A 14,706-nucleotide genomic window follows, 5' to 3' on the forward strand; every position below is an offset into this window, starting at 1 on the left:
ATCACGCTTGCAGGAACATACGGGAACTGCTTGGCATGGTATGGCATTTTATGGGAACCGTTTCCCCATTTCCTGGCAGTGGGCATGGCACGGCGAAAATGTAGCAGTATTCGGATCAGCTATTTAGGTGTGCAGTGTGAATTGTCATTGTTTCCCCAGTGACACGCCGTGAATATATCCCTATAGGCTCGACGGCGGCATCCCTGCCGCCAACGGTCACAGTTGCAACAATAACAATCTTTACGACCACAGAACTGTTCATCTGGCTAAAAGATATTGCCCCAAAGATTGTTTTGAGCACATGATCAATAACTTTCAGCTACTGAGCATTGACCAAACTTTAGTAATGATAGAAAGTGCCCAGTATTGTTATTGAATCAGAGCAAATTTCCATGCTTTTAAAAAAGATGTTTCTTGCAGCGTTTATCTTATTTTCAGGATTTGTCGGCTTCCTGATCGGTTTATTTTACTCTTCTTCGACTATTGATATCTGGTTCAATAGAGCACAGGTAATAACGTCGGTATTGGCTTCGATTGCGACGGTTCTTGGGGTTGCGTTGGCGTATCTCGCTCTTGATGCATGGAAGTCACAGTTAAGAGGAAGCCACATTTATAACCTATCCTCAGAACTTCAAGACGCTTTGTTGACTACATTAACCATCGCTTTCAACAAAGATACACCTATCATTGGTAACCAAAAATTCGGTGAAACAGGATTTAGAATAACCAGACTAAGCCTTGAGTTAAAGTTAAAAAAATTTGATCCTGAGATATTAACTAAAATATCCGATGTTCAATCAATGATTGCAGAAGATGTAAGGGCTAACGACTTAGTTTCCGACAACACTATTTCAACACTGCTCACCATTATAAATGAACTAGCACGAAATATTAATAATCAGTTTAAATAACAGAACGTAAATAAAATTAATAAAAAAGGTAGTTTTCTTAATCTCATTACTGCTCAACTTTCAGTTATTGGGATTATTTTTATTTATTCGAAATGAAGATAATTCCGTAAAAAATAAACTCGATTTTTTCCCAAAGTGAGTTGCGTATTGTCGAGTATGAATAAGTCGGCTTAATTCAATGGTGCGACAGGCGTCATTTCTATCCCACGAAAGAGCTGATAGCGGTCGATATCATCGTCTAAATATTGGATATTTTGCGTCCACTGCCATGCGCCTTGGGGCGATTTAGCTTCGAATAACAGTTGGATTAAGGCGGCGCGCGCATTAACGACTCCCTCGCCCAGCAGGGAATAATCACCATTTTGTTGATATAAACTAAAGAGTTGCTGCTTCTCCTGCGAGACACCGTCATAGTAGGTTAACAGCACTTGCTCGCCTTGCTCCCTAAACCACCATGTCTCGCTGTAGGGAGCGTGCGTTCCTACACTTACGGAGAGGATCAACTGCCGCTGATCGTGGGAACAAAATCCATTGACCGTCACTTGTCTAGGGGTGTCACTTGCCTTAGCGGCATTGCCCTGCCACTGCCCCACCATTTGCGGGCAAAAGGCTTTAAAACTGACCTTAGCGGCTAGCGCAGGAAAGATAGCCAAGCTGCCCAAGGCGAGTATCAATACATTTTTGATCAATAGCTTGCCCAGTTTTTGCGGGATGATTAACGCCATATTCGAGTCCTATTCCAATCTCCCAATACATTAGCGTTAAAACACCTTAGCCACAAATACGCCATAACACTTTGCACCATACCCAACATACCTTGCCATCAAAATGTCCTCAGTGGTTACAGTTACTTACATAAAAGTCACTCTTGCCACCGATAGACTCAGTTTGATTTCATGCTCAGTTTCTATACTGTGATGTTTAACGGGACAAAATAACGATAACACTCTGAATGATAAGGAGACATCTAGTGAAGAAGGCAGGCATTTTACTGCTTAGCTTACTCATGCCTTTCAGCACGGCATTTGCAGAAGCAAGCAAACCACTCTCAGTCGAATTACTTTGGCAACTCAAACGCATAGGTAGCCCAGTGGTGTCATCCACGGGCGAGCATATTATTGCGCCTGTGACTGAGTACGACCTTAAGGAAGACAAAGGTTCAACCCAACTATGGCGCTTCGACGGTGAAGGTAAAAATAACCGTGCGATTACCGCCAAAGGCTTAAAAGTCAGCGAGCCGGTGTTTTCGCCAGATGGTAAAACCTTAGCTTTTATCAGCGAACGTAACGATGATGACGCGGGCCAAATTTACCTACTACCTATGGATGGCCCAGGTGAAGCCAGCAAACTCACGGATATTCCCACTGGTGTCAATGGTGTCAAGTGGGTTGGCAAGCATTTGTATTTTATTAGCAATATCTTTCCTGAACAGAATTGGGAGCAAATGAAGGCCCAGATCAAGACAGATAAAGATAATAAAGTCTCCGCCCGCCAGTGGAATGCGCTGCCCTATTCGCAGTTCGATCATTGGTTAGATGAGCGCCGTCAGGCCCATGTGTTTAGGATCCCTGCAACGGGCGGCACGGTCGAAGCCGTGACTCAGCCTTTAGGTCATGAATTGCCACGCTCAAGCCAAAGCAGTTCAAGCTATGATATTTCCCCCGATGAACGCTTAATCGCCTTTAGCGCCTATGGTTCGGATAATCGCGTCGATCCCAAATTAGACTTGTTCCTCGCCACCATCGGCGGCAGCAAAGCCGACAACATCACTCCCGATAACCCCGCGCCGGATCTCAATCCATCCTTTAGTCCTAACGGCAAAACCCTGGCCTTTACGCGCCAAAAAATCCCCGGATTTTATGCCGATACCGCAAGGCTAATGCTGCTGGATGTAAGCAGTCGCAAACTCACCACACTCACTGCCGATTGGGATCGCTCAATTTCTCAATTCGAATGGACACCTGATAGCAAGGGTTTCTATGCCAGCATTGATGATGCTGCGACAAACCGTATTTACCATATCGATGCTAAGAGCGGTAAGGCCAAGGCCATCACTCAAGCCACCGACTTTAGCCAGCCAGCTATCGCCAAAGATGGTCAGTTGATTGCGACTAATCAAAGCTTTTTGTACCCAGCGCGTTTAGTCAGCATCAACCCACGCAATGGTAAAACCGAGCGTTTAGAGCAATTTAACGACGATATTTTAAAGGATGTCGATTTAGGCACCTATGAGTCGGTCACCTACAAAGGTTACCAAGGCCAAGACATTCAAATGTGGGTGCACTATCCTCCCGGGTTCGACCGCAGCAAAAAGTATCCGCTGTTTATGTTAATCCACGGCGGCCCACACAACGCCATTAGCGATGGTTTCCATTACCGCTGGAATGCGCAAACCTTCGCCTCTTGGGGTTATGTTACCGCGTGGCCAAACTTCCACGGCTCTAGCGGCTTTGGACAAGAGTTTGCCGATGCCATTAACCCAGATTGGAAAAACAAATCCCTCGAAGACGTGCTCAAAGCCGCAGACTGGTTTAAGCAACAAAGTTGGATCGATAGCGATCGTATGGTTGCCGGCGGTGCCAGCTATGGTGGCTACTTAACCTCGATTATTTTAGGTCAGCCGCATCCCTTCAAGGCGCTGCTGATCCACGCTGCGGTGTACGACATGTACTCACAAATGTCGGCGGACTTTGCCGTCCACAGCACCCGCTTTGGTAACTACTGGGATAATCCTGAGCTGTATAAAGCCATTTCGCCCCATTACTTTGCCGCCAACTTTAACACTCCAACCTTAGTCAGCCATGGGCAACTCGATTATCGTGTGCCCGTCGGCCAAGGTTTTGAGCTGTTCCGCACCCTGCAAACCCGTAATGTCGAATCGCGGATGATTTATTTCCCCGATGAAAACCATTGGATTATGAAGCCTAACAACTCCATCTATTGGTATAACCAAGTGAAAGATTGGATGGCTCACTACGCCAAGCCAGGTGCGCAATAACGCCTAGAACCTAGAACCTAGAACCTAGAACCTAGAACCTAGAACCTAGAACAGAAAAGCAAAAGGTCTGCACTCTGCAGACCTTTTTATTGGGTGAAATAACTAACGCCAGTGGTTATTGACCAAAACCCACCGCATTAATATCAACGGTTTGCACTTGGCCATACTTGGCAGCTATCGGCGCAATCTTGCTGGCGTTGCCGATCAGCACAAACTGTAAGTCCTTTTGCGGGAAGTAAGTTTTCACTAACCTTTGAGTCTCTTCTAAGGTTAAGCCGTCCACTTTCGCTTGAAACTCGTTGATAAACTTATCATCGAAGCCGTAGAGATACATGCCAGATAAGAGTCCTGCCAATTGGCCCGAGGTTTCGAACTTAGGCGGGAACTGACCTTTAACATAGGCCTTAGCCGAATCAAGAGTCGCTTGGTCGACGCCTTTTTCCCATAAACGAGCATAGGTTTTCAGGGCTAAATCAATCGCCTGTTGAGTGGTTTCCGTCTTAGTGAAGGTGCTAATGGTAAACACGCCCGAGTAGGTATAAGGACTAAAGCCGGAGCGCGCGCCATAGGTTAGCCCCGCATTCACCCGCAGCTCATCGTTCAGCCAAGAGGTAAAGCGACCACCTAAAATAGTATTCACTACCGTTAGCCCCACATAGTCAGGGTTATCACGGCTAATGCCTAAACCACCGATAACAAAGGTAGTTTCCATCGCATCTGGCTTATCCACCAGCAGCACTTTGGCCTCAGTTAACTTAGGCAAACCTTGATTTAAGTCGGGCTGAACGAGTTTTTCGCTACCTTTCCACTGACCAAAAGTCTGGGTTAACTTGGTCTTCATCGCCGCCACATCAAAATCCCCCACCACAGTTAATGCAGTATTGGCGGGCTGATAGTAGCTCTTATGGAAGGCGCGCAGCTGCGACACTGTGACTTGCTCAAGAGACTCGCGATTACCCGATGAGGCATTACCGTAAGGATGAGCACCGAACACCAGTTTATCGAAGTAGCGACCAATAACAGCGCGTGGGCTTTCTTTATCCTGCTGTAAACCCGCAATGGCGCGCTGCTTAAGCTTGTCGAATTCTGCTGAATCAAAGTCTGGGCTTAATAGCGCGGCGCTGAATAGGCCGAGCATGACATCGGTATCTTTCGCCATAAAATCGGCGGCCAGATAGCTACCTTCTTTATCGGCTTCGGCCCCTAAGCTAGCGCCGAGAAAATCCACTTGCTGCTCAATCTCGGCCTTGGATTTACCCGCCGCACCAAGGAGTAAACCTTGGGCGGTCATTTGAGCGATACCTGCTGTGGTGTCATTAACGGCACCTGCGCGTACTACGGCATTTAAGGTAATTAACGGCACTTCGCGCTGTGGCATTAAATACACTGTAAGGCCGTTATCTAGCACTAACTTGTCGTAACTTGGCATGGCAAAGCTGCCGGTATCGACGCGTTTGGATGCCGTGGTGGAGGCGCAGCCGGATAAGGCTAAGCTAGTGCCTAGGGCCAATGCGACCACTAACTTCGTCGGTTGCCAAGATGATTTGACAAAGGATGATTTGACAAAGGATGATTTTACAAAGGAGAGTTTCATTGCCATCGATTTCATTGAGAGTTCTCCTCGTTTGCCGCCAATACCGCGACCGTGCGATTCGATTTGCGTAAATAGGTTTGGGCAACACGTTGGATATCCGCAGGCGTTACCTTGTTATAGGCCTCTGGCGCATTAAATAACTTGTCGTAACTGCCAAAATACATTTCATAGGTGCCGATAGTGTTGGCCTTACCATTAATGGTTTCCATCGCGCGGTAAAAATCCATCAACTTGATATTTTTAACTTTATCTAGCTCTTGTTGGCTAACGCCATTGGTCGCAATGGCATCGATTTGTTCAATCAGCGCTCGCTCTAGCGTCGATGCTTTCACCTCTGGCGTAGCTACACCCATGACGTAAAAGAGATTGGGATCGACCGACATCGGCATATAGGTTTGCGCTTCTAAGGCCACTTGTTTATCCACCAGCGCTTGATATAAACGCGAGCTATTGCCTTGGCTTAAAATCGAACTTAATAAATCCAGCGCATAAAAATCTGCGTGAGTCGCTGCCGGAATATGGTAAGCCAGCATCACATTAGGCGTACTGACCGAGGCTTTTTGAACAAAGGTACGGCGCTCACCCTTTTGCTCAGGCTCCACGGTACGCACGGCCTTTGGCGGTGTTTGCGCAGGAATAGGCGCAAAGTACTTGTCGGCCAAGGCTTTAACTTGGGCAAGCTTCACATCACCCGCAATCACCACGACCGCATTGTTTGGCGCGTAATAGGTCTTATGGTATTGCACTAAATCTTCCAAGGTCCAAGCGGCGATATCCGATTCATGACCAATCACTGACCAAGAATAGGGGTGCGCTAAAAAGGCTACGCCTTTAACTTCGCCTTCAAGGGTATTCCAGTTGGAGTTTTCAAGCCCAGTTGAACGCTCCGACTGCACTACGCCACGTTCGCTTTCCACCATAGCGGGATTGATATCTAAGTTGGCGATACGGTCAGCCTCGAGGTCGAACATGGTTTCCAGCGCATTGGCTGGGAACCAGTCGGTGTAAACCGTCATATCCTCTGTGGTGTAGGCATTGTTAGCCCCGCCTGCGGCTTCCATGGTACGGTCGAACATCTTAGGGCCGTATTTTTTCGAGCCATTAAACATCATATGTTCGAAAAAGTGTGAAATACCGGTAATCCCCGGGACTTCGTTACGGGAACCGACTTTCCAAAATAGATACATGTTGGCATTGGGAATAGAAGAGTCCTCTAGCACCATGATTTTCATGCCGTTATCTAGCGTGAAACTCTTAATATCTTCTGCCGTGGTGGCCTGTGCTTGGCTTAGGGGATTAAAGAGTCCCATCGCCAATACCAGCGCCGATAGCGTGCGCTTCATCTTGTTCGCTCCTTGCTGTAAAAATTCACATAAGAGGGCATATTGATTAACAAATCAAGGGCGAAAAGATCTTCCCGCCCAATTTTTTGTAAGCTCAAGTTATACCGAAAAGCTGACGGAATAAGGCTTAAGCGGTTTATTGTGCCTTCAGTGCCGTAAGGGCAACCTTAGTCATGGCCTCAACACCAACTTTTAACGCGCTTTCATCCACATAAAATGCTGGCGAATGGTTACTGGCCGCCGCTTCAGGATCTGTGCCCTTTGGCGTCACCCCGAGGAAGAAAAACATCCCAGGAGACTCCAAAGCATAGAAAGAAAAGTCCTCGGCACCTGTGATTAATCCAGGCTCAATCAGCATCTTATCGCCAACCACGCTGGCAAGCACGGGGCGCATACTGGCGACCAATTCGGGATTGTTCACCACCACGGGATAACCTTGATGGATTTCGGTTGTCGCGGTGGCACCTAAGGTTTTTGCCGATAATTCGGCGATTTCGGCCAAGCGCACCTTAATATCGGCACGCATAGGCTGGTCAAAGGTGCGGATGGTGCCAATCAACTCGACTTCATCAGGAATAATATTCGAGCGAATGCCGCCATTGACCGCGCCAAAACTCACCACGGCAGGCGCTTTGGTAATATCCACCTGACGACTGACAATAGTTTGCACATTGGTAATAATTTGCGCCGCGGCCACAATAGGGTCGACACCATTCCACGGACGCGAGCCATGGGTTTGGCGACCTTTCACTTTGATCGTAAAGGAATCTTCACTCGCCATTGCTGGGCCGCTGCGCACCCCAATCATGCCGCTTGGCATACTCGAGGTCACATGCATCCCAAACACTTGGTCGGGTTTACGCTTGGCAAACAGCCCTTGTTTGAGCATTAATTCCGCGCCGCCCTCTTCGCCATCGGGCGCACCTTCTTCAGCAGGCTGGAAGATAAACATCACATCGCCGGCAAGGCTATCTTTCACTTTCACTAAATTCTCGGCCACGCCCATCAGCATGGCCACATGGGTATCGTGGCCGCAGGCATGCATCACCCCTACGGTTTGACCACGATAGGTATCTGTCGCTTTAGAGGCAAAGGGCACATCGACGACTTCGGTCACGGGCAAAGCATCCATATCAGCGCGGATCGCAATCAAAGGGCCGGGCTTACCGCCCTTTAACTTTCCACCTTTCAAGATAGCAACAACCCCGGTATGGGCGATGCCCGTTTGTACTTCTAATCCGAGGGATTTCAGATGCTTTTCGATAATTTTGCTGGTGCGAAACTCGCGATTAGATAGCTCTGGATGCTGGTGTAAATCACGGCGCCAGTCGATCACCTTTTGCTCCACACTCGCCGCCAACTTAGCCGCATCGGGCTGCGCCGCATAGGCAGAACTTAAGCCTATACCCATTAAACTCAAAGTGACGATGGAAGCCAGTAAGCTCTTGGCCAATTTTGATGTACTCACACCGAATGAACTCACATAAGGTGCAAAGGATGTGGCGACAGAAGATGTTGATAAAGTGCGCGATACCGAGGATACAGTCATAGCGATAACCTATTGTTGTTTTTATAAGCTATCTAAACTACACGCACATCACAGAATTGTTAATAGATTTAATAGCAAGGCTTGTAACGAAGAATTAATGTAGGATAAACACATCATTTATGGCCGATGCTCATCCATACTTGGACGCATAAAAAAGGGCCTCCGTTAGAAGGCCCAAAGACAAGGTACTACTTAAAGGTGAAGTTTACTTATTAACAATCCATTTTTGACGTGATGCGGCCATCAAGCCAAGCATCAGGATGGCAAGCCAACCCAAGCTACCGCCATCGCTCTCTTTAGTCTCTTCAACAGGTGGTGTTGGAGGCGTAGTTGGTGGCGTAGGTTCTACACCATCAGAGTTCACGACTAAGTTAAAGCTCGTTTGCACCATGTCATTTTGATAAACCTTATCAAAGGCTTTCACTGTGACAGTGGTTGTACCGTGCCAATCTTTTTCGGGAGTGATGGTGACTTGGTTACCATTAACAACTGAGGTGATATGCGCGCCTGTGACTTGGATACCATTAGCGGTATTTTCTTTGTCTTGCACTAGCACCTCAAAACTGATGCTGGTGTTTTCAGCAACAGACATATTGCCGAGTGCACCTATCGCAAGGTTTGAAGGTACTTTGAGGCTTCCGCTAGAGGTCACACTACTGCTGCCAGTGTAATCACTTTTAGCAATAATCTGCAGATCTTGACCTACCGCTTTGGCGCCAACACGAGCCGAGAATGATAGTTCGATTGCTGTCGCTTCAGGCCCTGTGTAGTTAGCACAGACCACTAAGCCTTCTGCAATTTTCTTATCCAGATCGTTAAAGGCAAAGCCATCACCGATATAACCATACGCAGGGCCAAAGGTGCCACGTGGTCCATAGTAACCATGTAAACCAATTGAGCCTAAATGCGCTTTGTTACCGGTTAATTTGTCATAGGCAAAAATAAACTCATGTTCACCAGGGGCAAAATTAAGCTGAGTTGAGGCTAATAGCTCAAAACTGTAACGGGCATCGTAATCAGGATCATGATTAATACCAAAGGCAAAATCCTGACGCATATTGTCCCATTCAACAATCAGATAACGTCGGTCATTGGTAACAGCAAGCGATACGCCGTCCATGCTTTCGGTATCCAAATTATATTCAGGGATGGTAACACCATCTCCACGCCATAACGGAGCAATCACAGTATCGGGGAAATATTGCTCTTCCATTGGATAGTGAGCAGCCCAAAACAGTGGTAGTTGATCGAGCTGAATAAATCCACCAGGAGAAATGCTTAAGGTATCTTTGTGTGAATACTCTTCTGGATTGTTATACAGCGGGATACGATCAATACCAAATGCGCTTAATGGCACAGTTACCGTATCATTCACCCGACCAGCAATTGCCGCTTCAGACGCGATTCCAGCCTCGGTAAATAAATCCAAATAATAAGGATTTGAACCGATTGGAATTCGGCAGCTCTCATCGGTATCGCTCGTGGTGAAGAGATATTGACGTTTTTGCGCATTGCTCGCCTGTTGCATCGCTTTCAGGGTGATTTGCTGTGCAGCAACAGTCAGGCCGGCTTTAAGATCTTGGTTATTGCTGTTCGCTTTTAGCGTGTTAGGCAATAATTGCAAACCTTCGGGCAGTGTTAAGGCAATATTCACATCGCGCTCTAATCCGAGTAGGTTTGGTGCCATCAGCATCTTAACCTCAACAACATCGCCTTCTTTGGCTTGTTGTTGGCTGGTCGTGATACTGACATCATTGCCCTCATGCACTAAATGCACGGCCATTTTGCCAATGTTGCCAACGTTTTGCGCACCATTACCGACTTCAACCAAGCCGTATAAGCGATCACCCGCTTTACTGCCTGTGACAGACCAGTTCATTTGTAATTGGTAAGGATCGATACCATTGGTACTTGCTGGCCCTGTTACATTCAGTTGCTTAGTATCAGTGTCGGAGATAATCGCCAGACTCGCTTTAATGCTGTCTTTGGTATCAATCTCGTCTCCCCATGGGCGCTTAAAGTTACCTAACATCACCCAGTAACGGCCTGGCGTTGGGTCATTGATCGCGCAATAGTCGGTAACATCGGTATAGGAGTAACAAATCGCCTCGTCATACCATTCCACTTTGCCGTTGCTATTCAAGTCCATACCAATATCTAAAGACGTTGATGCGGCATTATCTGCAGAGACTTCTTCCCATACGATGCGGCGAGTGCCTTCTGGTACGTCAAAGAAATGCACCGAAACACCCGGATTATTTTCCAATGTTTCAGGCTTTGTAAAGTCAACATAGGCGGCATTAAGTTTGTGCTCTGTGACTGTACCTGCGGTTAAGCCACTCACTTTGACATTCAGCGCGCTGATTTCTTTGGTCATCAACTCTGGTGTCAACATAGTGCCAGTATCGCGGTGGATTTTTCCTGCGACAATTTCAGGCAAGCTAGAGCCAGTAAAACGTGCCATTACGGGCAAGTATTGATCTGGCAAACTGGCGTCCGTCGGTTTCAGGTCAATTTTACCAAACACTTCGTTTGAGGAAGAGTTAGCGTTGACAGAGGTTACATCGAGGATTTTCGCCGTTACCATAATACTTTGCTGCTCACCCGCTTTTAACTTAATCGTTTGCGGATAAACACTTAGCTCAAGGAAAGGCGCGCCTTCTGTGGTAATTTCGGTCGCACTCACGTTCCACTCACCGTCTGCCGTGGCAGTAAAGGTACGCATCCAAGTGCAGCTACTTTTACATTCCGCATTGACTAAATAAGGTACGTTTAACGCGGTCACATCGCCACCTTCCATGGGGTTGGCTGCGCGATAATTGTCACCGTTTTCATCCATCACCAGACCCGCTTTTACCGCTCTGGCTACGTTAATCACTCCGCTACCCATATCGTAGAAAGCTGCATCCACTAATTTTGGCGGATTATCGTAGGTTGGAGCTTTACCTAACACGGCGGTGGTCATCAGTGCCGACTGGATCATCGCAGGCGTCCATTGTGGGTGCGCTTGGGTTAATAACGCTAAAGCGCCTGCCACATGTGGACCTGCCATGGAAGTACCACTAATCGCTTCATAATCACTCGGTGAGGGATACAAGCTAAAAGGCATTTCGTCAGAATAAGCAGCAAACACGTCCACCCCTGGGGCAGACACGTTAGGCACCATTACATTGGGGTTAGTGCTACTTGGACCACGGGAGGAGAAGTCAGCTAACACATCGGCTTCACGCTCAGTGGTGATAATCTTACCCGCAGTGATGGTGACTTTAGGCTCTGTGGTGTTGGCAATCCATTCAACAAGCTGATTGCCTGATGCCGCGTCGATGTGCATTCCAGGGATAGGGAAAGGGTTTAAATTTAGGCTATTCGCGCCAGTACCATCGTCCCAAGATACGGCGTTATATAAAATAATCCCACCTGCACCGCCCGCAGCAACGTTGACGCCTTTCTGTACGCGAGCATTTTCACCGCGCTTACACAACACGATATCATCGCTATTGAATGTGCCAGCTGGGAAAGGAGCCAAGCACAGTGGATCACTATAGGTTGCGGCATCAACTAAACGGCCAGTGATATCTCCCGTTACGGCATAACCTGCCATTTTATTAGGTGCGTTTTCACCTGCAAAAGTGAGCGAGCCTTCAACAGGTTCAATTTGGCGACCATGGGTACTGGCGGCAACGGATGTTAACCAAGGTGAGACATGGTCGATATAGCCAGGGCCATAGCGTCCCCAGTTACCCGCCGAAGCGGCAACAGAGATCCCCGATTCACGCGCAGCTAAAAACGCCATTTCAACGGCATCGTACCAAGGCAGACTTTCAAGTCCACCGATAGAGAAGTTAATTACATCGACGCCGTCGATAATGGCATCTTCAATAGCAGCGACTAATGCATCGCCAGGACAACCACCGTAGTTTTCGCCATACGAACCACCACCGGGATAACACACTTGGTAGGCAATAATGTTGGCTCTTGGGGCAACGCCTGAAATTTCGGGGAAGACTAAAGAGGTATCAAAACCATCTGATTTTTCATCAGTTCCACTCAGTTTAAAGGGCACATTGTAGAGCACGTTACCCGCAACGGTACTGGCAGTATGTGAACCATGGCCGTTGTAATCTTCACCATTGGGTGGGCGTTTATAATCCACTTCCCACGGTGGCAGATCGGGTTGGAAAATCGGATCTTTATAGGTATCGGTAATCATATCGTAGGAACGAACACCGATAAGCTTACTGTTACACATCAAAGGATATTCTTGGCAGTCACCCAGATAATTGCCTTCGCCTAATGGGTTGACGTGCTTATAACCGTCTGCCGAAACTGCGGCAAAAGACGGGTGATCTGAGTTAATCCCAGTGTCGATAATACCGGCAATAATGCCCTCACCACGCATCGCTACGCCGTCGGGAGTGCTCGTGCCCTGCCAAATCATATCAGCGCCAATATGCTTAGGGCCGACATCGGTGAATAATTGATATTCCTTCGCCCGAGTCACCGCTTTAACATTGGGCAGCTTAGCCACTTCAGCGGCTTGCTCCTGAGTTAACACCATGGTCATACCGTTTAGTGCCACATTAAAGCGACGCTTTATTTCAGCATCTGGCGCAACACGCTTGATTTGGCTAGCGGTTTCATTCTGAGAGCGCGTTAAAAAAGCTTGGTAGTTTTTAACGGTTTTGCTCTTTAAATCGATTGTCCCAAAACGCTCATTAGAACGTATTGCGGGCTGATTGCTACGAGGCGACGTGGCGGCAAACTCAGGTCTATCACCCTGATAAAGTGAAACAGGAGCATCCATTAATTGAATAATATAGGTATGCGTTCCATCAATGCCCTTTTCCCATGCAAATGGCGCCTTATGGCTACTCCCATTTACAGCGCGATGGACGTTCATACCAATTTGACCCGGTCTATTAGCGCGATTCAAAGCCGGATGGGTTGGTTTATTTTTATTGGCTAATATTTGTTCGGGTGCCAGCTTGATACCAATAAGTTTTTGCTCGGCTTGGTTCCTATCTAAAGGATTGGCAACTAACGTCCCTATTCCGGTCGCATATAGCGCCGCAAAGGTCATTATGCTGATCTTCTTCAATTTCATTACTCATTCCTTGTTAGATTTATGTTGCAAATTTGTTATTTGCAGAATGAATAGTTACCGTCAGCAATACTTTAAAGCCAATGCATTTTACGTATCAGTTGATGACAAAAAACTATACGAGAACAGAGCCAAATAATTAAAAAATCAAAACAAACACTTACTCATAATTGTTAATTATTCATATGAAGATAAAGATACAAATTGTCACCAACGTCTGCTTGTCGATACTGAGTTACAAGGGTATGTTGCACATATGTTGTAATTACTTGACAAATGACTTGTGATTGAGTTTAAGCATCTTAAAAATTTCCAGATTTTAGCCAAAGAACGTAATTTTCAAAAAGCTGCCCAAAAATTAAATCTTGCTCAACCTTCATTAAGCCGAAGCATTCAACGACTCGAACATATACTGGGTACAGAACTGTTGCTGAGGGGGAATCAATCAACTTCTTTAACCCCTGCTGGGGAGCTCGTTCTCAGCCATAGTCAGCATATTTTGCAAAACGTCGAAGCCCTTCGAAAAGAATTACACTATATGCAGGGTAAGAGCAGTGGTTATTTATCTATAGGTGCAAGCCCTGTACCGGCAAATACCATTCTAGGGCCGATTCTCGGACGTTTTTTTGAGCAATACCCAGACATTCATATCGATCTCGAAGTTGGTACCTGGCAACAACAACTGGAAAAATTGCTACGCGGAGAGCTCACACTATTAATTACTGATGTTGAAGGTGAGATTATTGGCCACGAAAGCTCGATACAATCCTTTAATTTACCTTCTTTTGAAGCGGTTTTTTGTACCAGAGCTGGACATCCGTTGACGTATTTAGATCGTTTAACCCTAGAAGATATTCGTAAATATCCACTCGCCATACCCAAAAACTTACCTTATGGCGTCAGTGAACAATTTGGCGATCTGTTTAATAAATATCGCAATGACTTTTCGGGATTATTACATTACGATTCTTTCCCACCGATAAAAGGCGCCCTATTACACTCTCAAATTGTCGCATTAACACCACAAATCACCTTATTTGATGATGATATTAAACATGCGGTACGAGTAATAACCCCCATCGATATGCCTAAACTAAACGTATTTTTTAGTGTGGTAATGCTTAAAAACCAAATCAGTGCTCCCGCAAAACGCCTTTTAAGTTTGCTACTTTAAGTGATGTTTGGATTTACTACGGAAGATACAGCGCCA

The 14,706-nt window shown here is 46.7% G+C and carries 8 protein-coding genes; 3 read left to right on the forward strand and 5 right to left on the reverse strand.

Annotated elements, in window-relative coordinates; translation table 11 throughout:
* Positions 1–356 precede the first annotated feature (356 nt).
* A complete protein-coding gene (locus IEY09_RS17670; protein WP_144345273.1) occupies positions 357–911 on the forward strand; it encodes a hypothetical protein in 555 nt (184 codons plus the stop codon).
* A 170-nt stretch (positions 912–1,081) separates the two neighbouring features.
* Here the strand turns inward: IEY09_RS17670 and IEY09_RS17675 are convergent, their stop codons facing one another.
* Positions 1,082–1,636, reverse strand: coding sequence for a hypothetical protein (locus IEY09_RS17675; RefSeq protein ID WP_047533294.1), 555 nt, complete (start codon positions 1,634–1,636; stop codon positions 1,082–1,084).
* Positions 1,637–1,881: 245 nt separating this feature from the next.
* On the opposite strand from IEY09_RS17675, the gene IEY09_RS17680 reads away from it, so the two are divergent.
* Complete coding sequence (locus IEY09_RS17680) at positions 1,882–3,909, forward strand: S9 family peptidase (RefSeq protein ID WP_188872085.1); 2,028 nt, start codon at positions 1,882–1,884, stop codon at positions 3,907–3,909.
* A gap of 115 nt (positions 3,910–4,024) precedes the next feature.
* On the opposite strand, the gene IEY09_RS17685 is transcribed toward IEY09_RS17680, so the two are convergent.
* From IEY09_RS17685 to IEY09_RS20380, 4 genes are all read right to left on the reverse strand, one after another.
* On the reverse strand, positions 4,025–5,503 hold the full coding sequence (locus tag IEY09_RS17685; protein WP_373290370.1) for a M16 family metallopeptidase: 1,479 nt from the start codon (positions 5,501–5,503) through the stop codon (positions 4,025–4,027).
* A gap of 11 nt (positions 5,504–5,514) precedes the next feature.
* Complete coding sequence (locus IEY09_RS17690) at positions 5,515–6,846, reverse strand: M16 family metallopeptidase (protein ID WP_144345277.1); 1,332 nt, start codon at positions 6,844–6,846, stop codon at positions 5,515–5,517.
* 136 nt (positions 6,847–6,982) lie between these two features.
* Entirely contained in the window at positions 6,983–8,395 is a 1,413-nt protein-coding gene (locus IEY09_RS17695; RefSeq protein WP_188872089.1) for an amidohydrolase, read from the reverse strand.
* A gap of 205 nt (positions 8,396–8,600) precedes the next feature.
* Positions 8,601–13,499, reverse strand: a complete 4,899-nt coding sequence (locus IEY09_RS20380) for a S8 family serine peptidase (protein ID WP_188872091.1) — start codon at positions 13,497–13,499, stop codon at positions 8,601–8,603.
* Between the two features lie 280 nt (positions 13,500–13,779).
* Between IEY09_RS20380 and IEY09_RS17705 the strand changes: the two genes are divergently transcribed.
* Entirely contained in the window at positions 13,780–14,670 is an 891-nt protein-coding gene (locus tag IEY09_RS17705; protein ID WP_050991407.1) for a LysR family transcriptional regulator, read from the forward strand.
* Positions 14,671–14,706: the final 36 nt, after the last annotated feature.

The sequence above is a fragment of the Shewanella xiamenensis genome (genome assembly GCF_014647135.1).
Lineage (GTDB): Bacteria > Pseudomonadota > Gammaproteobacteria > Enterobacterales > Shewanellaceae > Shewanella > Shewanella xiamenensis.

Excerpts from the sequence above, each read along its gene's own strand:
- IEY09_RS17675 (WP_047533294.1), bottom strand. The coding sequence starts at position 1,636 with ATGGCGTTAATCATCCCGCAAAAACTGGGCAAGCTATTGATCAAAAAT.
- IEY09_RS17685 (WP_373290370.1), bottom strand. The coding sequence starts at position 5,503 with ATGAAACTCTCCTTTGTAAAATCATCCTTTGTCAAATCATCCTTTGTC.
- IEY09_RS17690 (WP_144345277.1), bottom strand. The coding sequence starts at position 6,846 with ATGAAGCGCACGCTATCGGCGCTGGTATTGGCGATGGGACTCTTTAAT.
- IEY09_RS17695 (WP_188872089.1), bottom strand. The coding sequence starts at position 8,395 with ATGACTGTATCCTCGGTATCGCGCACTTTATCAACATCTTCTGTCGCC.
- IEY09_RS20380 (WP_188872091.1), bottom strand. The coding sequence starts at position 13,499 with ATGAAATTGAAGAAGATCAGCATAATGACCTTTGCGGCGCTATATGCG.